Consider the following 20,174-nt stretch of genomic DNA (forward strand, 5'->3'; position numbering starts at 1 on the left):
CTGCTGCCCGCTTCCTTGCTGCCCGCTGCCTGCTGCCCGCTGCCCGGCGCCGCATGCCCGGGGTCAGCGGGCCGTCTCGGTCGCCACCCAGTCCAGATAGGCGGCACTGCCCCCGGTCACCGGGACCGCGACGACCTCGGGGGTCTCATAGGAGTGGTGCTGCTCGACATAGGCGGTCAGCCGGTCGGCCAGGTCGGCGCGGGTCTTGAAGTCGATCCGGTACTCCGGTTCGGCCCGGACGTCCCCGTCCCACCAGTACACCGAGTCGACCGGGTAGACCTGGGCGCAGGCGGCCAGACGCTCGCGCACGACCCTGGCGGCCAGGTCCCTGGCCGGCTCCTCGGCTTCGTGGGTGGTGGTCACCACGATGAAGTCAGGATTCGTCATGCGGCGAGCGTAGGGCTGCCGGGCGGCCGGGTCAGCCCAGCTTCGGCGCGGCCTGCTGGACCACCTCGAACGACCAGAGCGAGGAGTCGGAGGCAGCCGGCTTGGGCCGCTCGCCGCCCGCCTCGCTGCCCGACCCGCCGCCGGCGCCGCCACGGTGTGCGGCCTGCATCGGCCCGGACATCCACTGCTGGAAGTCCTCCTCGCTCCGCCACCGGGTGTACACCAGGTACTTGTCGGTCCCGTCCACCGGCCGCAGCAGCTCGAACCACTCGAACCCGTCGGAGCCCTCCACGGCCCCGGCCCGGGAGGCGAACCGCTGCTCCAGCACCTCCCGCTGCTCGGCGGGCACAGTCAGCACATTGATCTTCACAACGCTCATGGGTCCATCCTGCCCCACGCCCGGGATTCCCTCGCGCTGGGTGATGCGGGTCGCCGCCATACGGCGCAGCTACCTGAGTGGCCGTCAGATGCCAGGGGCGATGGTCCGGCGGCCACTGCTCCGGCTACGGTGAGTCCCGATCACCTGTCAGCAGCGCGGCCCTGTCCACCAACGGGAGATCATCGTGATCGAGACGATTGTGGGCCCATCCGTGGTGTCGGCGGACACCTACGAGGACGTCCCCGACGCCCCGCTCTTCCCCGAGGAGCGGGCGGCGGTGGCCCGGGCGGTCGACAAACGGCGCCTGGAGTACACCACCGCACGGGTGTGCGCACGCCGCGCCCTGTCCCAGCTGGGCCTGCCGCCCTCCCCGATACCGTCCGGGCCGCGCGGCGAGCCGCTCTGGCCGCCGGGCGTGGTGGGCAGCATCACCCACTGCGAGGGCTACCGGGGCGCGGTGGTGGGCCGCTCCGCCGAGATAGCCACCCTCGGCATCGACGCCGAACCCCACCTCCCGCTCCCGGACGGCGTCCTGGAGGCGATCTCGCTGCCGGACGAGCGGACGCGCCTCCGGGAACTCACCGCCTCCGTGCCCGAAGTGGCCTGGGACCGGCTGCTGTTCAGCGCCAAGGAGTCGGTGTACAAGGCGTGGTTCCCGCTGGCCAAGCGCTGGCTCGACTTCGATGACGCGCTGATCACCGCCGACCCGGGCAGCGGCACCTTCAGCGCCCGGCTGCTGGTGCCCGGACCCGTGGCGCAGGCGGCGGGGGTGACCGGCTTCAGCGGCCGCTGGCTGGTCCGCGACGGCCTGGTGCTGACGGCCATCGTGGTACCGGCCGACGAGGTCTGCGCCGCCCCCGAGCGCGCGGCCTAGGGCGTGCGGTGAAAGTGGGTGGTCGGACTGGTGGAACGCAGGAAATGCCCTGACAGCCACGGAGGTTGAGGATGCCATGACTCAAGGTCCCGCACCTCGCCCGCTGTCCGACGAAGACCTCTCCAACCTGCTCGGCGAGCAGCAGTACGGCACCCTCGCCACCGTCAAGCGCACCGGCCATCCCCACCTGACCACCATGCTCTACAGCTGGGACGCCGAGGCCCGCATCGTGCGGTTCTCGACGACGGCCGACCGCGTCAAGGTCAAGCACCTGCGGCGCGACCCGCATGCCGCGCTGCATGTGCAGGGCGGCGACGTGTGGTCGTTCGCCGTCGCCGAGGGCGTGGCCTCGGTCTCCGAGATCACGGCGGTTCCCGGGGACGCGGTCGGGCGGGAACTACTCGGGATCATCCCGAGGGGCGCGGAGCCGGAAGACGAAGACGCGTTCCTGGGGCAGCTGGTCGCCGAGCGCCGGGTGGTCATCCGGTTGAAGGTGGACCGGCTGTACGGGGCGGCGCTCGACATCACCGCCTAGGGTCTGCCGGGAAGGACTCCCGCCGCAGACAACGTCGGATCGCCACGCCACCCAGGGCGTGCTCCTCCACGGCCGAGATCCACTGCCGAAGCAGACCCCAGGGCTCAGGCCGGGTCGCGGCCCGGGTGCGGCTGCGGGCGGGGGCCGATGGCCGGACCGCCGGGGTGGTCGCGCCGGTCGCCGCAGAGGGCGTTGCTGAGGCGGGTGAGCAGCGCGGCCAGATCGGCGTGGCCGGTGTCGTCCCAGTCGCCGAGGAGTTCGCAGAGCTGGGCGCGGCGGGCGGCGACCAGGCGGTCGGCGACCTGTTCGCCGCGCGGGGTGAGCCGCATCCGCAGGGTGCCCTCGCGCCGCGCCAGGCCATGGCCCTCGACTTCGATGGCGGCGTCCTCGACGACCTGGCGGGGGACGACGCCCCGGTCGGCGACCTCCCCGGGGGTGATCGCACCGTACTTGCGCATCATCAGGATCAGCCAGCTGGAGGCCGGCCGCAGTTCCAGGCCGGCCCTGGCCGTGATGCACCGGTAGAGGCCGTGCCGGGCCTCCCGGGTACCCAGGCTGGAGAGGGCGCGGGCGATCTCGTCGAGGGAGGAGCGCTCGACGGGGTTGGTGCCGATGGTCTCGCCGAGGTCGGGCGTGGTGACGGTCTGCCGCAGCGGCTGCTCCCGGAGGAACCAGCTGAGGGCGAAGGCCACCAGCACCACGGGTACCGCATAGAGGAAGACCTGGGTGATGGACTGGGAGTACGCATGGTGGACGGCGTCCCGTACCGGCGGGGGGAGCGCGGAGACGGTGCGGGGGTCCCGGGTGATGGTGCCGGGGGTGAAGCCGGGCGGCAGCCGCACCCCGGCGAGGGCGCGGGCCATGCGGTCGCTCAGGCCGTTGGCGAAGATCGTGCCGAAGACGGCGACGCCGAAGGAGGCGCCGATGGAGCGGAAGAAGGTGGCCCCGGCGGTGGCCACGCCCAGGTCCTCGTAGCCGACGGCGTTCTGCACCACCAGCACCAGCACCTGCATGACCAGGCCCAGACCGAGGCCGAAGACCAGGAAGGAGAGGCTCATCGTCAGGTTGCCGCTGTGCTCGGTGAGCCGGGAGAGCATCAGCAGGCCGACGGCGGTGATCGCGGTGCCGGTGATCGGGAACGCCTTGTACCGGCCGGTGCGGCTGACGATCTGCCCGGCGGCGATGGAGGTGACCAGGATGCCGAGGACCATGGGGAGCATATGGACGCCGGAGAGGGTCGGCGACACCTGGTGGACGACCTGGAGGAAGGTCGGCAGATAGGTCAGCGCGCCGAACATGGCGAAGCCGACGACAAAGGAGATGACGGCGGCGAGGGTGAAGGTCCGCATCCGGAAGAGCCGCAACGGCAGGACCGGTTCGGCGGCCCGCCGCTCGACCCGGATGAAGAGCGCCAGCAGGGCCAGTCCCAGCACGCCCAGGCCGATGACCCGCCAGGAGGACCACGGCCAGGTGGTGCCGCCCAGCGAGGTCATCAGCACCAGGCAGGTGGCGACGCCGGCGATGAGCCCGGTGCCGGCGTAGTCGACGGTGTGCCGCTGCCGGGTCGCGGTGCGGGGCAGCACCGCCGCGATGACCAGGAGCGCGACGATGCCGATGGGCAGGTTGATGTAGAAGACCCAGCGCCAGCTGAGGTGGTCCACGAAGAGGCCGCCGAGCAGCGGGCCGAGCACGCTGGTGACGCCGAAGACGGCCCCGAAGAGGCCCTGGTAGCGGCCTCGGTCGCGGGGCGGCACCAGGTCGCCGACGATGGCCTGGGTGAGCACGATCAGCCCGCCGCCGCCCAGCCCCTGCAAGGCGCGGAAGCCGATCAGCTCGCCCATGTTCCGGGAGATGCCGCAGAGCGCCGAGCCGACCAGGAAGATCACGATGGAGACCTGGAAGAGGCGCTTGCGCCCGTACATGTCGCCGAGCTTGCCCCACAGCGGGGTGGCGGCGGTGGAGGCCAGCAGATAGGCGGTGACCACCCAGGAGAGGTGGTCCAGGCCGCCGAGGTCGCTGACGATGGTGGGCAGGGCGGTGGCCACGATGGTCTGGTCGAGCGCGGCCAGCAGCATGGCCAGCAGCAGTGCGCCGATGGCCACCCAGAGGCTGCCGACCGGCCCGGGCGGGCCGGTCTGCGGGGCGGGCGAGGTGCCGAGCGGGAGCCTGGTGGCGCCTGCGGAGCTGCCCGTGGGGGGTCCCGTACGGCCGGGCTCGGCAGCGTGGTCCGCCATGCCAGCTCCTCACACCATCGGTCCGGTGATCGACCCTCCGCCAGACCATTCTGTCAGCTTTGTCCCGGTTTTTCCCTGCCGTGGCGAGGGGTGGGCGGCCGAGGCACCCGTCCATGGGCGCACGCATCCCCCAACCCGGTTGCAGGGGACGGAAATCCACCCCTATCCCGGCAAGCCGGGCGGGCCTGCCCACCGGTCTCCGGCCGTCACTGTGCGATCAGCTGCGCATCCTGCATAATCGGGCGCGACCGAGGCCCGTGCGCGCCCCGCCCTGTGCGACGCGCCCTTCGCCCGCCACCGGTCCCTGTTCCACCGAGCGGCTGCCTGCCCTGTGCCTCCCGCCCGGTTGGTGCAGCACTGCGCAATGGAGGAGGACCGGTCGGATGCCGGGACAGCACTGCCCCGCCTGCGGCGCCGAGCGCACCGGGGGGCTGTGCGCCTGCCCTCCCGATCTGACCGAGACGGCGGTGCTGCCGCATATCGAGGGTCCGCCGCTGGTCCGCCCCTATGTCCATGTGTCGGGCGAACCCGATGTCGCCACGGTGCCGCCGCCCGAGCCGTTCTCCCCGGGCCCGGCGCCGTCCGCACCGCCCTCCGGCGCGCAGGCATCGGCACCGGAGGCCGTACCCGCGGCGGCCCCGGGCGACTTCACCCTGGTCCCGATGGAGGGCCGGGCCACGGCCGTCCATGTGCCCTACTCCCGCGCGGCGGGCCGCCAGGCGGCGACCAGGCGGCGCCGCCATCGTGGGGCGCTGGTCGCCGCCGCGCTGGCGGTGCCGACCGCTGCGGGCATCGGCCTGGCGCTGACCGGTTCGGGCGGTGGATCGGACCGGGCCGCCATCGTCGTCCCCGCACCGTCCGCGTCCGCCCTGGTCGGCGCCCCGCTGCTCTCCGCCGGCCCGACGGCAAGCGGCCGTCCGGCGTCCACGACCCGGGCGGCGACCGCCGTGCCGTCCGCCACCCTCTCCGCCTCGGGCACCGCCCAGGCCACCGGCAGCACCGCCCCGGCGGCGGAGACCAGCACCACCGCCGCCGCCACCTCGGGCGCGGTCACCGCCGCCCCCGGGACCAGCGCGCCTGCGGCGCCGCCCCCGGACCCGGCCGTCAGCAGCAGCGCCGGGGAGGCCACCACCTCCGCGTCGGCCGTCGCCCCCACCCCTGCCGAGACCGGCCCGCGCACCCTGTCGCCGGGGATGAGCGGCCCCGAGGTCACCGAGTTGCAGCAGCGGCTGGCCCGCGCCTGGACGTACCACGGCAGGCCGTCCGGCAGCTACGACCGGCGGACCGAGGACGCGGTCGCCCAGTTCCAGTCCTGGTACGGCGTGCAGGGCGACCCCCGGGGCGTGTACGGGCCCAACACGCGGGAGCGGCTGGAGCGGGCCTTCCCCTGAGCCGCCTCCCCTCCTGACCGCGCATCCTGGGGGCATGGCGATCAACGGCTTCGGCCCCGTGGAGTTCCAGTTGGTACTGCTCCGCCGAATGGCGGACTTCCACCCCGAACTGGTCGAGGAGGCCGTCCGCAGGCTGGGCGCCTCCCGGGCCGAGATGCGGGAGGCCAACCGCCGCTGGCAGGCGATGCTGCGGTCCCGCACCTTCCCGCACGGCGAGCGCCGCTGCCTGGCCGTCCTCGGGCCGCCGGAGTCGGCGGGGCCGCAGCGGGTCGGCGACCTGGAGCTGCGGGCGCTGCGCTGGCCGCTGCCGCTCTGGCCGGACCTGCGGTTCGAGCTGCTGCTGGCCCCGGGCGGCGGCGTCCTCAACGAGTGGCTGGTACGGGCCGCCGGCAGCCCGCCGCCCGAGCTGCACACCCTGGCCGACCTGGACCCCTGGAGCTGCACGGTCGGCGATGTGGCCGCCGCCTTCGCCCCCGCCCGGCCGCTGGAGGGCACCGCCCCCACGCGGTGGCGGCTGGCCTTCACCGCGCCGGACGCCGACGGGGTGGCCCGGCAGGCGGTGGCCGACTTCACCTGGGGGCTGCTCCAGGAGGTCCGTACGGCGGACGGCGTCAGCCCCTGACCGCGCCCACGATGCTGACCGCCGCCATCACCAGCATGACGACGGCCGCCACCCTGGTGATGACCCGCAGCGGCACATGCTTCATCAGCTTCTGACCGCCGACGATGGCAATCGCCGCCACCGCGCAGAGCGCCAGCCAGGAGCCGAGGGCGACGGAGAGCGGGTCGGCGTAGCGGGCGGCCAGGTTGGCCGTGGTGATCTGGGTCAGGTCGCCGAACTCGGCCACCAGCACCAGCAGGAAGCCGGACCCGGCGACCTTCCAGAAGCTGTTGGAGGACGGCTCCTTGGCGGCGTGCTCGTCCTCGTCCCCCTCCCGCTGGAAGAGCAGCATCGCCGCCCCGGCCAGGAAGAGCAGGCCCACCACGCCCTCCACCCAGCGGTGCGGCAGCAGCGCCAGCAGGCTGCCGGCGGCGACCGCGATGGCGACATGGACGGCGAAGGCGGCGGCGATCCCCGCGAAGACATGGCTCGCCCGGTAGCGGGTGCCCAGCACCAGGCTGGCCAGGGCCGTCTTGTCCGGCAGTTCCGCCAGGAAGATGATGCCGAAGGTGATCGCGGCGATGGTGAGGCTCATCGGATGGGGTCTTCCTCGTCGGTCGGGCTCCCGTACCGGCGGTGACTCCCTCGGGGGTCGCTTCGGCACGGCAGCGCATGGCACACAGCACTGCGGCCGAAGGTCTCGCCGGCACCCGTCGCGCGGACCGTGCCGCGCCGAGCCGATGCCCCGGGCGCCGGGCCTTCGCGCGAGGCGGCGGCCAGTATGTCGACGGTCCGGTGGAGGGCTACTCCCCTTCGATCAGCCGCCACCCTACCGGATGTGCGGGCCTGCCCCCGGCTCGCGGGCCACCGGTGCCGCGCCCGGCACCAGCCCCCGGCCCACCAGCTCCAGCACCACCAGGACCGCGACCGCCTCCACCGCCAGCAGCGCCACCAGCACAAAGAGCTGCACCGCGCCCGCCGCCACCGGTGAGGCGCCACCCAGCAGCATCCCGACGAACGCGCCCGGCAGGGTGACCAGGCCCACGGTGCGGGTCTGGTCAAGCGCCGGCATCAGCGAGGTGGCCGCCGCCGTCCGGCAGATCTCCAGCCGGGCGTCCCGGTCGGTGAGCCCCAGCGACAGCGCCGCCTCCACCTCGCCCCGGCGCTGCGCCAGCTCGTCCAGCGCCCGGCGGCCGGAGAGCGAGGTCGCGGTGAGCGCGCCGCCGATCAGGATGCCGGCGACCGGGATCAGCGAGATGCCCTTGAGCGGCAGCAGTCCGGCCGCCACCAGCAGCACCAGCACCGGGGCCACGCCCGCCGCGATGGGCGCCGCCGCCCAGACCCAGTTCGGCCCGGCGGTCATCCGGCGGCCGGCGGTGCGCACCGCCACCGTGAACATCAGCAGGACGAAGAGCAGCGACAGCGGCAGCGACCGCACCACCCAGGCGATCACCGCGGCGACGGCGGCCAGTTGCACCACCGCCCGCAGCCCGGCCCGCAGCACCGCCCGGCCGTGCCCCAGCCGCCCCCATCCGGCGGCGGCCACCCCGGCGGCCAGCAGCACCGCCATGGCCACCCCCAGCGCGGGCGTCACCGGCAGCAGTTGCGACCCGCTGCCGCCGCTCGGGGCGGTCATGCGTCACTCCCGGCGCTGACCCACCAGGCCGAGTGCCGGTACGAGTCGGGCGGCGGAGGTGCCGAGCCCGGCGGGGCCGCCGAAGGGCCGCTCCGGTACCCCCACCGGGCGCCGCAGTTCGGACTCCAGGTACCGGCGGCACCCCCGGTGCCAGATGAGGATCCCGGCGAGCCAGTGTTTGAGCTCCTCCGCATAGCCGGTCAGTGTCGCACGGCCGGCCGCGTCGAGGTCGAACTCGTCGGCCAGCACCGGCAGCTCATCGGCGACGACATGCTCGAACTCCCGCATCCGGGAGGCCATCAGGTCGGCCACGATGCCCAGGGCCTCCTGGAGGCCGCAGCCGAAGAAGTCCTGCACCACCAGGACCGCGTTGTGGATCTCCCCCTCGAACTGGATCTCCTTCTGATAGGAGTACAGGTCGTTGATCAGCGCCGCGTAGTCCGACGCCGCGTGCTCCATCGCCTGCACCGGCCGGGAGCGGTAGACCTCGGGCGGCAGCGTCCTCGGGTGGGAGAGCCGGGAGAGGCTCATGGTGAGGTCCGCGCCGAAGGTCATCCGGCGCATCTCGATGTAGTCGACCGGGTCGGGGATGCGGTTCTCCGCCTGGTTGGCGAGCTCCCAGAGCCAACTGTCGGTCATGTCCTCGATGGTGGCCCGGAACCGCCGCCGGTCGCCGGGGGTCATCGGTCCGGCGGTACGGGCCCAGAGGTCCGCCAGCCCGCGCTCCAGGGGGTTGGTCGGGATGGGGGCGGTGCCGGAGTCCACCGGCATGAAGGCCGCCAGCCGCTTGGTGCAGAGCCGGGCGCCGACCAGGTCGGAGGTGCGCCCGAAGACGGCCGGGTAGTAGTCGTCGCCGTATGTCCCCCAGGTGAGCCAGCCGGTGGTCAGGTCCAGCTGGTCGAGGGAGGCGTCCGGGTGGATGCCGGCCGAGCAGAGGGCGAAGTCGAACGCCCTGAGGCTGTGCTCGTCCCAGATCCCGGAGGCGGGCACGCCCGGCACCGGGGCCAGCATGCCCATCCGGCGGGCCCAGGTCACCACGTTCTCCCGGGAGGTGTCGAGATACGGGCTCAGCTGGGTGGTGAAGGGCATGTAGAGGTCCGGGATGCGGATCACCCCCACGGCCTGGAAGGGCACATGGGCATGGCTCTTGAGCCGCTTGGGCAGGGTGGCCACAAGCGAGGTGGCGATCCGGGCGGCGGAGGTGCCCAGGCCGACCGGGCCGCCCAGCACCGGCAGGCCGCCGCCGGCCGGGGTGTCACCGGGGGCGGTGCCCCGGGTGGCGCCGTTCATATAGCGGCTGGAGCGCATATGCCACTCATGGCCGCCGGACTGCCAGTCCTGAAGGCCCTTCACATAGGCCAGGACGTCGGCGCAGGACGCCGGGTCCAGCCCGTGCTCGGCGAAGAGCGGTGCCAGCTCGGTGAGGGCGGTGTGCTCGAACTGCTGGAGCCGGGAGGTGATCAGCTCATTGACGGCGTCGGCGGCCTGCTGGGTGGTGCAGTCCAGGAACCGCTCGAAGACCAGCACGCCATTGGAGAGCTCGCCCTCCTCCTCGATCTCCCGCTGGTAGGAGAAGAGGTCGTTGCGCAGATGGACGCCGTCGGCGAAGGCGTCCCGGAGGACCCGCATCGGCCGGCTGGCCGCGATGGCGTCCGGGACCTCGGCGCCCGCGGCGTACTCCACCAGCCCGGCGGACCAGGGGGCGCCGCCGACCTTGCGGCGCATCTCGATGTACTCCAGCGGGTTGGAGACCCGGCCGTCGCTGATGTTGGACAGCTCCCAGAGGGACTCCTCCAGCAGGTGCTGGGTGGACTCGGCGAAGCGGCGCCGCCACCCCTCCGACATGGCCGGTACGGTCCGCGCCCAGAGGTCCGCCAGGCCGCGCTCCACCGCGGTGGTCGGCTCGGGCGGCGGCCCGGCGGACGGCTCGACCGGCATATAGGCCGGCAGCCGGTCGAGGTACGCCTTGGCGCCCTGCATGTCCGGAGTGCGCTTGAAGCTCTCCAGGAAGTCGTCGTCGAAGAAGAAGACCCACACATACCAGTCGGTTACCAGGGCCAGCTCGGCGGCCGGTGCGTCCGGATGGGTGTACGCGCAGAGCAGCGCATAGTCATGGGAGTCGAAGTCATGCTCGTCCCAGACGCCCGAGCCCTCGATCATCCCCATCTCGCGGGCCCATGCCTTGGAATGCTCCCGGGCGGCCTCCAGATGGGGGTTCAGCCGTGCGGGGTAGGGCTCGTAGAACTGCGGGAGCGTGAACGGCTGCGACATCCGTGCCTCGACTCTCCTCCGGGTCGGCGATCGGTACGGACGCTAGGCTCATCGGGGGAGCGATGGCTGCGGAATGGCGTGCAACCCATCAGAAAGGGTGATTCCGGGTGTTCGACGAATAATGATCACCACGATGGCGCAGTGCGTCCCACGCCACCTGCCGAACCGTCCATCGACACCCGGCGGGCTGCCCGGTAGTGCTCCGGGCCCACCGTCTTCGCGCCAATTCGCGGTCGGGATTCCGGTTGTGGGGATATCGCAGGAGTGTTCGGGGTAGCGTGCGGTCGGCAGCGGGGGCGACAGCGCTCCCGGCCAACCAGCGACTGGAGGGGCGCCAGTGGACCGTCCGACGTGGGCACCGCAGGGGATCGACCTGACCAAGGCCAGCGCGGCCCGCATGTACGACTTCTTCCTGGGCGGCTCGCACAACTTCGAGGTCGACCGCGAGGCCGGCCGCAGGGCGATCGAGATCCTGCCGGACCTGCCGAAGATCATGCAGGCCAACCGGGCCTTCATCCGCGACGCCGTACGGCAGTCCGCAGCAGCCGGTGTCACCCAGTTCCTCGACATCGGCTCCGGCATACCCACCTTCGGCAATGTGCACGAGGTCGCCCTGGAGGCGTCGCCGGACGCCAGGGTCGTCTACATCGACCACGACCCGGTGGCGGTCGCCCACAGCCAGGCGCTGCTCGCCGAGGTGCCGCAGGCGTCCGTCGTCGAGGCCGACCTGCTGCGGCCCAAGGAGATCCTGGCCCGGGTCGAGGCCGACGGGCTGGTCGACCTCAACCGGCCGGTGGCCCTGCTGCTGGTCGCGGTGCTGCACTTCGTGGAGGAGAGCGCCGACCCGTACGCGCTGGTGGGCGAGTTGCGGGACGCCCTGGCCCCGGGCAGCCGACTGGTGCTGTCGCACGCCAGCCAGGACACCCGCCCGGCGGAGGCCTCCCGGATCGAGGACCTCTACCAGCGGGTCGGCACCCCGTTCGTGATGCGGACCCGGCAGCAGGTGGAGCGGTTCTTCGAGGGCTTCGAGCCCGACCCGGGCGTGGTCCTCATCGGCGAGTGGGGCGACAACGCCCAGGCCGCCGACGACGACCCGTCCCGGTTCAGCGGCTATGTAGGAGTGGGACGCAAGCCGTGACCAGCGCCGCCCCCCACGGGGACCCCGCCGCCGCGCGGGGTCCCCGTGACGCCCTGGAGCGCTTCGCCGCCGTCTGGTGCCGCGCCGTCTACCCGGTCAGCACCACCTCGCTCAGCCGCGCCGAACTCCAGGCGTACCTGGAAACCCTGGCGGCCCGCCTGCACTCGCTGCTGGCGGGCCGCCCGTTCCATCCCTGGCCGGCCCGCGACATCGGCGCCGCCCTGGTCCGCGCGCACTGCACCGACCCGCAGGCCCTGGCGCAGACCCTGGACGTCATCGAGTCGTATCTGCTGCTCTACTGCCCGGCCGACCTCAGCGGCGAGCCCGGCACCGCGCGCAACCGGCTCACCCGGCTCCAGCACCACCTCGCCGCCGGCTACGCCCGGGAGCTGCGCGAACGCGCGCTGGGCGAGCAGGAGGCCATCTCCCGCGCCGCGCTCACCGCGCAGGTCCGCGCCGAGCAGGCGCTGCGCGCCAGCGAGGCCCGCTTCCAGGCCCTCTTCCGCGACGCCGCCATCGGCATCGGGATCGCCGACCTCCAGGGCCGCATCGTGGACGTCAACGACGCACTGGCCCGGATGCTCGCCGCCAGCACCGAGGACCTGCGCCACCTCAATGTCACCGACTTCGTGCACCCCGACGACACCGACGGCGTCTGGGAGCTGTACCAGGACTCGGTGCGCGGCGACCGCGACCACTTCCGGGCCGAGAAGCCCTACTTCCGGCAGGACGGCTCGGTCGTCTGGACCGACCTCACCGTCTCCCTGATCCGCGACGACCAGGGGCGCCCGCAGTACCAGGTCGCCATGATGGAGGACATCACCGAGCGCCGGATGCTGCACGACCGGCTGCACCACCAGGCCACCCACGACCCGCTCACCGGGCTGCCCAACCGGGCGCTCTTCCTGGAGCGGCTGGGCCGGGCGATGGCCCCCGACTCCTCCATCGGCTCCGTCGGCGTCTGCTACCTCGACCTGGACGGCTTCAAGACGGTCAATGACTCGCTGGGCCACCACGCGGGCGACCAGTTGCTCTCCGCCGTCGCCGAGCGCTTCCGGCACTGCCTGGACGACCCCGGCAAGACCGTCGCCCGGATGGGCGGCGACGAGTTCACCGTGCTGGTGGCCGACCCGGCCGGCGAGGAGGAGATGGCCGACCTCGCCCGGCAGTTGATCGGCTCCCTCGGCACCGCCGTGCAGGTCGGCGGCCGCCCGCTCTCGGTCACCGTCAGCGCCGGCGTGCTGGCCTGCGCCTCCGACGCCATGGAGCCCGCCGAGGTGGTGCAGGCCGCCGACATCGCGCTGCTGCGCGCCAAGGCCGAGGGGACAGGGCGCTGGGTGCTGTACGACGCGGACAGCCACGCCCGGGAGATCGCCCGCTCCACCCTCCGCACCCATCTGCCCACGGCCCTGGAGCGCGGCGAGTTCTTCCTGGAGTACCAGCCGCTGGTCTCGCTGCGCGACGGCGGCGTGGTCGGCGCCGAGGCGCTGGTGCGCTGGCGCCATCCGCAGCACGGCACGCTCGGCCCGGACGCCTTCGTCCCGCTGGCCGAGCAGACCGGGCTGATCGTGCCGCTCGGCCGCTGGGTGCTGGAGGCCGCCTGCCGGCAGGCCCGCGCCTGGCAGCGGCAGCTGCCGGACATCCCGCTGCGGATCAATGTCAACCTGGCGCCGCGCCAGGCGCGTTCGCCGGAGCTGGTGCACGATGTGCTGCGTATCCTCAAGGAGGCCGAGCTGGACCCGGAGGTGCTCTGCCTTGAGGTCACCGAGAACGCCCTGATCGGCGCCGACGACCAGGCGCTGCACGCGCTGCGGCGGCTCACCGACCACGGGGTCACCATCGCGCTGGACGACTTCGGCACCGGCTACTCCAACTTCTCCCATCTGCACCGGCTGCCGGTCCACAGCCTCAAGATCGACCGGTCGCTGACCGGCGACCTGTCCGGTCCGGACCTGCCCGACCCGACCGCCGAGAAGATCCTCACCGCGCTGGTCTCGCTGGCCCGCGCACTCGGCCTCGCCGTGACCGCCGAGGGGGTCGAGACCGCCGACCAGGCCGACCGGCTGCGCGCGCTGGGCTGCGACACCGCCCAGGGGTGGCTCTATGGCCGCCCCGGCCCCGCCGAGCGGCTGCCCGCCCTGGCCGCCTCGGCCGTCCTGCCGTGCTGACCGCCGGGGCGGAGGTCAACCCCTCCGGCAGAAGCTGTTCATGACGATCAGTCTCCTTCTACGATGAAGAGCAGGCAACAGCCCGTCAGGACAGGATGGTTGGCATGGCCGACAGCGCTTCCGAAGTGGACCAGAGCAAGCCGAGCATCGCCCGGGTCTACGACTACCTGCTCGGGGGCAAGGACAACTTCGCCGCCGACCGGGTCATCGGCGACCACTTCAAGGTGGAGCTGCCCGGTTCGGTCGCCATCGCGTACACCAACCGCGCGGTGCTGACCCGGGCGGTCCGGGACATCGCGCTGACCACCGGCATCCGCCAGTTCATCGACATGGGCAGCGGGCTGCCCACCGCCGACAACGTCCACCAGGTCGCCCAGCGGCACCACCCGGGCTCCCGCGTGGTGTACGTCGACAACGACCCCATCGTGCTCGCCCACGGCCGCGCGCTGCTGGAGGAGAACGAGTACACCTGCGTCATCCAGGCGGACGTCCGCGAGCCCGAGGCGATAAGGAACCACCCTGACACCGTCGACCTGATCGACTTCGAGCAGCCGGTCGCCGTGATCCTCTCCGCCATCCTGCACCACGTCAACGACGAGGAGGACCCGGGCGCCATCGTCCGGTACTGGCGCGAGCAGGTCCCCTCGGGCAGCCACTTCTTCATCTCGCACTTCCGGTCCGGCGGAAACCCGGAGACCGCCGAGGCCGAGGCGATGCTCCAGGGCACCTTCGGCCGGGGCCGCTGGCGCACCGACGAGGAGATACACGCCCTCTTCGACGGCCTGGAGATCCTCGACCCCGGGGTGGCCACCTGCATGGCCTGGCGCCCGGACCCGACGGACGGCCTCTCCCACATCGGCGCGGCGCACCGCGAGCCCACCGTCTGGGAGCAGCTGATCGTCGCCGGTCTGGCCCGCAAGCCGTAGGCCGGCAGACCGGGTAGGCCCGCAGACCGGGTAGGCCGCCAGACCGGGTAGGCCGGCAGACCGGGTAGGTCCGCAGATCCAGCGGAGCGGTGGAACCTCCCCGGGGGCGGTCGTCAGCGCAGCTGCCAGGGGCCGGGCCGGACCCGGGGTGGCGGCTCCGGCGGCTGCCGCGTACCGGGCCGCAGCGGCACCGCGATCAGGGCCCCGAGGGCGAAGCCGATGACATGGGCGACATAGGCGACGCCGCCCGCGTTCCCGACGCCGTACCCGGCCGAGTAGAACGCCTGGAGGACGAACCAGAGCCCGAGCACCGCCCAGGCGGGCAGCCGCAGCGGGATGAAGAAGAGGAACGGCACCAGGCTCCACACCCTGGCCCTCGGATAGAGCACCAGATAGGCGCCGAGCACACCCGCGATGGCGCCGGAGGCGCCGATCAGCGGCGTCCCCGACGACGGGTCGAGCAGCGCGAAGCCGTACCCCGCCGCATATCCGCAGAGCAGGTAGAAGAGCAGGTAGCGGACCCGGCCGAGGCGGTCCTCGATGTTGTTGCCGAAGATCCAGAGAAAGAGCATATTGCCCAGCAGGTGCAGCCAGCTGCCGTGCACGAACATGGCGGTGAGCACCGACAGCGGCGGCGACTTGTCGTACCCCGGCGGGCCCAGGATGCAGCCGGGGCCCTGCGGGCCGACCGCCGTACCGCCGGTCGGGACCAGCGCGGGCAGCCGGTCGTGGATCAGCTCGCGCGGGACGGCACCCCAGCGGTCGGTGAAGGCCTCAAGCCGGCACAGCTCCCCCAGCGAGCCGCGCCCCAGCGGGGTGGAGACCACCCCGGGCGTCCGCAGGAAGACCACGACATTGAGGACGATCAGCGCATAGGTCACCCAGGGGGTGCGGCGCACCGGGTTGACATCGTGTACGGGTATGACCACATGTGCCCCCTGCCCGCGCCCGGCACGGGTGAACCGGTGCCCACCGCGCGCCACCCGGGCGGAGCTGTGACGATCGAAGGGGCACCCAGGAGGACCGGGAGGCCGGGAGGACCGGGAGGACCGGGAGGAAGGCGGCGATGATGGCGGAGCACGTGTGGCGGTCCCTGCCGGGCACCCCGTGCTGGGTCAGCCTGACGGCCCAGAGCCTGGAGACGGCGTGCGCGTTCTACGGGGCCCTGCTGGGCTGGGAGTTCCGTGACTCGCGGCAGGGGCGGCTGGGCCCGTATCTGGAGGCCACCGTCGAGGGCTCCCCGGTGGCCGGCATCGGGTCCATGGTGCAGAACGTGGGCTTTCCGGTCTCCTGGATGGTCTACTTCGGGGCGGTCAGCGCGGACGCGGCGGCGCAGTCGGTGCGCGAGTCGGGCGGGACGGTGGCGGTGGGGCCGCTGCGCTTCCAGGACGGCCGGGCGGCGATGGCGGCCGACCCGGCGGGCGCGTCCTTCGGGATCTGGCAGGGCGACAAGACCCCCGGCTGGCGGATGCGGCGCTCGCGGGGCGTGCCGGCCTGGATCGAGTTGCAGACCCGGGACGCCTTCGCGGCGGCGGTCTTCTACGGGGAGGTCTTCGGGTGGGGGGCCGACCCGGAGGGGCGCAGCGATGTGGCCTGGGAGCACGACCGGGTGGTGCTGCGGGTCGACGGCCACCCGGTGGCGGGGCTCTGCGGCGGCGCGGTGGAGGCCGCGCCCGACCCGCGCATCCGGCCCCGCTGGGATGTCTTCTTCGCGGTGCCCGACGTGGACGAGGCGGCCCGGCAGGCCACCGGGCTGGGCGGCGAGGTGGCGGGCCCGCCCACGGACACCCCGTACGGCCGGGTCGCGGCGCTGCGGGACAGCGAGGGCGGCCTGTTCCGCATCGCGGACCTGCGCGCCCCGGACGTCGCCCCGGGCACCGCACCCCGGCCCTATCCGTGACCTGTTGGGGTGTGTCGGGGGGACAGGGGGTGCGGCGGCCTGGGGGGTGGGCACGGCGGGCGCGGGTACGGCGGGCGTGGGGGCCGGGCGGGTCACTCGGGTGGCGCAGTGGGGCGGGAGTTCCGGGTGGGCCGTGGGGCCGCAGGTGGGGGCGGGCGGCGCGGTCGGGGGTGCGGCGGGAGGCGCCGTACAGCGATTGCGGTGGTCAGCGGCCGGGCGAGCATGGTCGTACGGGTGCCGAGCCGAGCGGACGGCTCTGCGCGCCCGCACTCCTGGGAGGACCACCGTGGGCCTGCTGACGCGTGACATAGCACTCGACCTCGGCACCGCCGCCACCCGGATCTACAACGCACACAGCGGGGTCACGGTCAATGAGCCCTCGGCGGTGGCCGTGAACACCACCACCGGACGCATCCTGGCCATCGGCGCCGAGGCGGGGCGGATGTGCGGCCGTACCCCCGCCCATGTGAAGGTGATCCGCCCGATGCGGGCCGGGAACATCGACGACTTCGAGGTGGCCGGGCGGATGCTGCATCATCTGCTGCTGCTGGCCGGGCACCGCGGCCCCGGCCGGACCCAGGCGGTGGTGTGCGCACCGTCGGACACCACCGGCGTGGGGCGCCGGGCCGTGCTGGACGCCTGCCGGGTGGTGGGCGTCGGCCGGGTACGGCTGATACCCAAGCCGGTCGCCGCCGCACTGGGCGCGGGACTGCCCGTGCAGGAGGCCACCGGGACGCTGATCGTGGACGTGGGCGCCGGGACGACCGAGATCGCGGTGCTCTGCCTGAGCGGGGTGGTGGCCGCCAGGTCGGTACCGGTCTCCGGGGACGCCCTGGACGAGGCGCTCCAGCACCATCTGCGCAAGCGCTACCAGTTGGACATCGGCCGGCACACGGCGGAGCAGCTGAAGCGGGGGCTGGCCGAGGCGGCGGGGGAGGGTCGGACGCTGCCGGTGCGGGGGCGGGACGCGGCCAGCGGGCTGCCGGTGACGCTGGCGTTGGAGATCGAGGAGGTCCGGGCGGCGCTGCGGGATCCGCTGGAGCGGATCGTGTCGGCGGTCACGGCGGTGCTGGACCGCTGCCCGCCCGAGTTGTCCCACGACATCCTGGAGCGCGGGGTGACGCTCACCGGGGACGGTTCGCGGCTGCACGGCTTGGACCTGCTGCTCCAGGAGGCGACCGGGACGCCGGTACGCATCGCCCAGGACCCGGGGACGGCGGCGGTGCGGGGTGCCGGCCGCTGCGTCGAGGAGCCGTCGCTGCGGCATCTGCTGGAGGCGGCCCCGGCGCGCTGAGCGGGGGCTTCGCCCGCACTGAGCGGGGGCTTCCGGGGCGGGGGCTTCCGAGGCGGGGCGCGGGGCAGGTGCCCCTGGGGAGGGGGTCCTCAGGCGGTCCCTCAGGCGGTCGGAAGGGCGGCGGTCACAGTGGCGCAGAGCGGCGGTGAGGGCGGGGCCGGCTGGACGGTGGGGGTGGAGGAGGAGTTCCTGCTGGTCGACCCGGACACCCGGTGCGGGGTGCCGCTGGCGGCGGCCGTACTGGAGCGGGCCGGCGGACTGCCCGCGCCGGCCGGGGACGCCGCCGTCCACCTGGAGCTGCTGGCCAGCCAGGTGGAGTCAGCGACGGGGGTGTGCACCCGGCTGGACGAGCTGGCGCGGCAGCTCACCGCCGGGCGGCGGCGGCTCGCGGAGGCCGCCCGCGCCGAGGGCGCCCGGCTGGTGTCCAGCGGCACACCGGTGCTGCACGGTCCCGTCGAGGTGGCCCCGGGCGGCCGGTTCCGCCGGATCGCGGACGCCTACGCCGGGGTGATGTCCGACTACCAGTCCTGCGGGTGCCACGTCCATGTCGGCGTACCCGACCGGGACACCGCCGTCGCGGTGGTCAACCATCTGCGCCCCTGGCTGCCGACGCTGCTGGCGCTCTCCGTGAACTCCCCGTACGACCGGGGCCGGGAGTCGGGCTGCGCCAGCTGGCGGGCGGTGGAGCAGTCCCGGTTCCCCGGGGGCGGCGTGCCGCCGTGGTTCCCGTCCGCCGCCGCGTACGACGCCGCGCTGGACCGCCTGGTCGAGTGCGGGGTGCTGATGGACCGGGCCATGACGTTCTGGCTGGCCCGGCCCTCCTCGCATCTGCCCACGGTGGAGATACGGGCCGCCGACGCCGCGATCGGCGTACCCGAGGCCGTCCTCCAGGCCGCCCTCAGCCGGGCGCTGGTGCGTACCGCGCTGGCGGAGCTGGCGGTGGGCCGCGAGGCGCCGCCCCCGGGCGGCGCGGACGGGCAGCTCTCCGCCGCCGCGCTCTGGGCGGCTGCCCGGCACGGTCTCTCCGGTCCGGGCGTCGACCCGCTGCTGGCCCGGCAGGTACCGGCCCCTCGGCTGGTGGAACGGCTGCTGGACCTGGTCGCGCCGGAGCTGGAGGAGACCGGCGACCTGGCCGCCGCGCGGGCTGCTGCGGCGCGGCTGCTGCGGGTGGGCACCGGTGCGGTACGGCAGTGCCGTGCGGGCGGGGCGGGTCCGGCGGCGGTGGTGGACATGCTGATCGAGGAGACGTCGGGGTCGTAGGGGGTGTCGGGGGTGTCGGGGGTGTCGGCGGACTCGGGATGGGCCGTGGGTTCCGGGGCAGGAGCGCAGCAGGAAGCGTGATCCACGGCGCCGTTGGCGCCTCCTCGACGGACCGAGCGGAGTTCTTGCCATGGTTACGACGCTCTCCGGTCCGGGTACCGGGCAGCCGCTGCTCGGGCCCGCCCTGCCGGAGCCCCGCGGGCCGCTCTCGGCGGCAGTCGTCGCCGCACTTGCCCGGCCGCCGTCACCACCTCGCTCGGTGGGCGCGGCGGCACTGCCCATCGCACGGGCGGAGCGGGCCGAGCCCTATGGCGAGGATCTGCAACTGGCGCTGTACACCTGCTACGAGCTGCACTACCGGGGCTTCGGCGGAGTGGACGGCGGGTGGGAGTGGGATCCGGAGCTGCTGCGGCTGCGCGGCGCCCTTGAGCGGGTGTTCGGCTCGGCGGTGCGCGCGGATGCGGGGGGCGGCGATCTGGAGGCTGAGCTGGACGCACTGCTGGTGGAGCCGGTCGACGGGGTCGGCGTCTCGCACCACCTCAGGGATGTGGGCCAGTGGTGGCAGATGCGGGAGTACTTCGCCCACCGCTCGGTCTACCAGCTCAAGGAGGCCGACCCGCACGCCTGGGCGATCCCCCGGCTGACCGGTCAGGCGAAGGCCGCGCTGGTCGCGGTGGAGTTCGACGAGTTCGGCGGCGGCCGGGGCGAGCGGGTGCATGCGCAGCTCTATGCCGACCTGCTCGCCGGGGCGGGCCTGGACAGCGGCTACGGCCACTACCTGGACGCCGTACCCGCCGTGACGCTGGCGACGGTGAACCTGATGTCGCTGCTCGGGCTGCACCGGTCGCTGCGGGGCGCCCTGGTCGGGCACTTCGCCGCCGCCGAGATCACCACCGCGCCCAGCGCCCGGCGGATGGTCCGCGCCCTGGAGCGGCTGGGGGCCGATGAGGCGTGCGTCCGATTCTATGCCGAGCACATCGTGGCGGACGCGGTGCACGAGCAGGTGATGCGGCGCGAGGTGATCGGCGATCTGCTGGAGCGCGAGCCGGAGTTGACGGACGACGTCGTCTTCGGCATCCGGGCCACGCTGCTGCTGGAGGGGCGGCTGGGTGAGCATCTGCTGGACGCGTGGGGGGCGGGCCGTTCCTCGCTGCGCCGGGCGCTGCCTGGCGGGTGACGA

At 73.6% G+C, this 20,174-nt stretch carries 18 protein-coding genes; 11 read left to right on the forward strand and 7 right to left on the reverse strand.

The window, feature by feature from the left end; all coding sequences use genetic code 11:
• Positions 1–63: 63 nt before the first annotated feature.
• Complete coding sequence (gene cutA / locus C7M71_RS07720) at positions 64–387, reverse strand: divalent-cation tolerance protein CutA (protein ID WP_111493217.1); 324 nt, start codon at positions 385–387, stop codon at positions 64–66.
• A gap of 31 nt (positions 388–418) precedes the next feature.
• Positions 419–766: an antibiotic biosynthesis monooxygenase family protein gene (locus C7M71_RS07725; RefSeq protein WP_175607653.1), complete on the reverse strand. Its 348-nt coding sequence runs from the start codon at positions 764–766 to the stop codon at positions 419–421.
• A gap of 184 nt (positions 767–950) precedes the next feature.
• On the opposite strand from C7M71_RS07725, the gene C7M71_RS07730 reads away from it, so the two are divergent.
• Together C7M71_RS07730 and C7M71_RS07735 are read left to right on the forward strand one after the other, a co-directional pair.
• Entirely contained in the window at positions 951–1,640 is a 690-nt protein-coding gene (locus C7M71_RS07730) for a 4'-phosphopantetheinyl transferase family protein (RefSeq protein ID WP_111493219.1), read from the forward strand.
• 76 nt (positions 1,641–1,716) lie between these two features.
• Positions 1,717–2,175, forward strand: a complete 459-nt coding sequence (locus C7M71_RS07735; RefSeq protein ID WP_111493221.1) for a TIGR03618 family F420-dependent PPOX class oxidoreductase — start codon at positions 1,717–1,719, stop codon at positions 2,173–2,175.
• A 104-nt stretch (positions 2,176–2,279) separates the two neighbouring features.
• Here the strand turns inward: C7M71_RS07735 and C7M71_RS07740 are convergent, their stop codons facing one another.
• Entirely contained in the window at positions 2,280–4,409 is a 2,130-nt protein-coding gene (locus tag C7M71_RS07740) for an MDR family MFS transporter (RefSeq protein ID WP_111493223.1), read from the reverse strand.
• Positions 4,410–4,792: 383 nt separating this feature from the next.
• Between C7M71_RS07740 and C7M71_RS07745 the strand changes: the two genes are divergently transcribed.
• Both C7M71_RS07745 and C7M71_RS07750 read left to right on the forward strand, forming a co-directional pair.
• Positions 4,793–5,800: a peptidoglycan-binding domain-containing protein gene (locus C7M71_RS07745; protein ID WP_114914247.1), complete on the forward strand. Its 1,008-nt coding sequence runs from the start codon at positions 4,793–4,795 to the stop codon at positions 5,798–5,800.
• A 34-nt stretch (positions 5,801–5,834) separates the two neighbouring features.
• Positions 5,835–6,422 carry a hypothetical protein gene (locus tag C7M71_RS07750; protein ID WP_111492840.1) on the forward strand — a complete coding sequence of 196 codons (588 nt, stop codon included), beginning with the start codon at positions 5,835–5,837 and terminating at the stop codon, positions 6,420–6,422.
• Here C7M71_RS07750 and C7M71_RS07755 read toward each other — a convergent pair.
• The 3 genes from C7M71_RS07755 to C7M71_RS07765 all read right to left on the reverse strand — a co-directional run bounded on the left by C7M71_RS07755 (position 6,412) and on the right by C7M71_RS07765 (position 10,308).
• Positions 6,412–6,996 carry a TMEM165/GDT1 family protein gene (locus tag C7M71_RS07755; protein WP_111492841.1) on the reverse strand — a complete coding sequence of 195 codons (585 nt, stop codon included), beginning with the start codon at positions 6,994–6,996 and terminating at the stop codon, positions 6,412–6,414. The two genes, C7M71_RS07750 and C7M71_RS07755, sit on opposite strands and share 11 nt — an antisense overlap.
• Before the next feature lie 234 nt (positions 6,997–7,230).
• Positions 7,231–8,037: an ABC transporter permease gene (locus C7M71_RS07760; protein ID WP_111492842.1), complete on the reverse strand. Its 807-nt coding sequence runs from the start codon at positions 8,035–8,037 to the stop codon at positions 7,231–7,233.
• A 3-nt stretch (positions 8,038–8,040) separates the two neighbouring features.
• On the reverse strand, positions 8,041–10,308 hold the full coding sequence (locus C7M71_RS07765) for a family 2 encapsulin nanocompartment cargo protein terpene cyclase (protein ID WP_111492843.1): 2,268 nt from the start codon (positions 10,306–10,308) through the stop codon (positions 8,041–8,043).
• Between the two features lie 337 nt (positions 10,309–10,645).
• Between C7M71_RS07765 and C7M71_RS07770 the strand changes: the two genes are divergently transcribed.
• From C7M71_RS07770 to C7M71_RS07780, 3 genes are all read left to right on the forward strand, one after another.
• The gene (locus tag C7M71_RS07770; RefSeq protein ID WP_111492844.1) at positions 10,646–11,446 is read left to right on the forward strand and encodes an SAM-dependent methyltransferase; all 801 of its coding nucleotides are present in this window, start codon (positions 10,646–10,648) and stop codon (positions 11,444–11,446) included.
• The gene (locus C7M71_RS07775; protein WP_111492845.1) at positions 11,443–13,614 is read left to right on the forward strand and encodes a putative bifunctional diguanylate cyclase/phosphodiesterase; all 2,172 of its coding nucleotides are present in this window, start codon (positions 11,443–11,445) and stop codon (positions 13,612–13,614) included. The genes C7M71_RS07770 and C7M71_RS07775 overlap by 4 nt, the downstream gene beginning before the upstream one ends.
• A 104-nt stretch (positions 13,615–13,718) precedes the next feature.
• Positions 13,719–14,540: an SAM-dependent methyltransferase gene (locus tag C7M71_RS07780; RefSeq protein ID WP_111492846.1), complete on the forward strand. Its 822-nt coding sequence runs from the start codon at positions 13,719–13,721 to the stop codon at positions 14,538–14,540.
• Between the two features lie 113 nt (positions 14,541–14,653).
• Here C7M71_RS07780 and C7M71_RS07785 read toward each other — a convergent pair whose 3' ends face one another.
• Positions 14,654–15,469, reverse strand: coding sequence for a rhomboid family intramembrane serine protease (locus C7M71_RS07785; RefSeq protein WP_111492847.1), 816 nt, complete (start codon positions 15,467–15,469; stop codon positions 14,654–14,656).
• Positions 15,470–15,609: 140 nt separating this feature from the next.
• Between C7M71_RS07785 and C7M71_RS07790 the strand changes: the two genes are divergently transcribed.
• The 4 genes from C7M71_RS07790 to C7M71_RS07805 all read left to right on the forward strand — a co-directional run bounded on the left by C7M71_RS07790 (position 15,610) and on the right by C7M71_RS07805 (position 20,171).
• Positions 15,610–16,440: a VOC family protein gene (locus tag C7M71_RS07790; protein ID WP_111492848.1), complete on the forward strand. Its 831-nt coding sequence runs from the start codon at positions 15,610–15,612 to the stop codon at positions 16,438–16,440.
• Positions 16,441–16,726: 286 nt separating this feature from the next.
• The gene (gene mreB, locus C7M71_RS07795) at positions 16,727–17,734 is read left to right on the forward strand and encodes a rod shape-determining protein (RefSeq protein ID WP_162824179.1); all 1,008 of its coding nucleotides are present in this window, start codon (positions 16,727–16,729) and stop codon (positions 17,732–17,734) included.
• Positions 17,735–17,863: 129 nt separating this feature from the next.
• A complete protein-coding gene (locus C7M71_RS07800; protein ID WP_111495086.1) occupies positions 17,864–18,994 on the forward strand; it encodes a carboxylate-amine ligase in 1,131 nt (376 codons plus the stop codon).
• A 130-nt stretch (positions 18,995–19,124) separates the two neighbouring features.
• Complete coding sequence (locus C7M71_RS07805; RefSeq protein WP_111495088.1) at positions 19,125–20,171, forward strand: iron-containing redox enzyme family protein; 1,047 nt, start codon at positions 19,125–19,127, stop codon at positions 20,169–20,171.
• The last annotated feature ends 3 nt before the right edge of the window (positions 20,172–20,174 follow it).

Source organism: Peterkaempfera bronchialis (genome assembly GCF_003258605.2).
GTDB lineage: Bacteria > Actinomycetota > Actinomycetes > Streptomycetales > Streptomycetaceae > Peterkaempfera > Peterkaempfera bronchialis.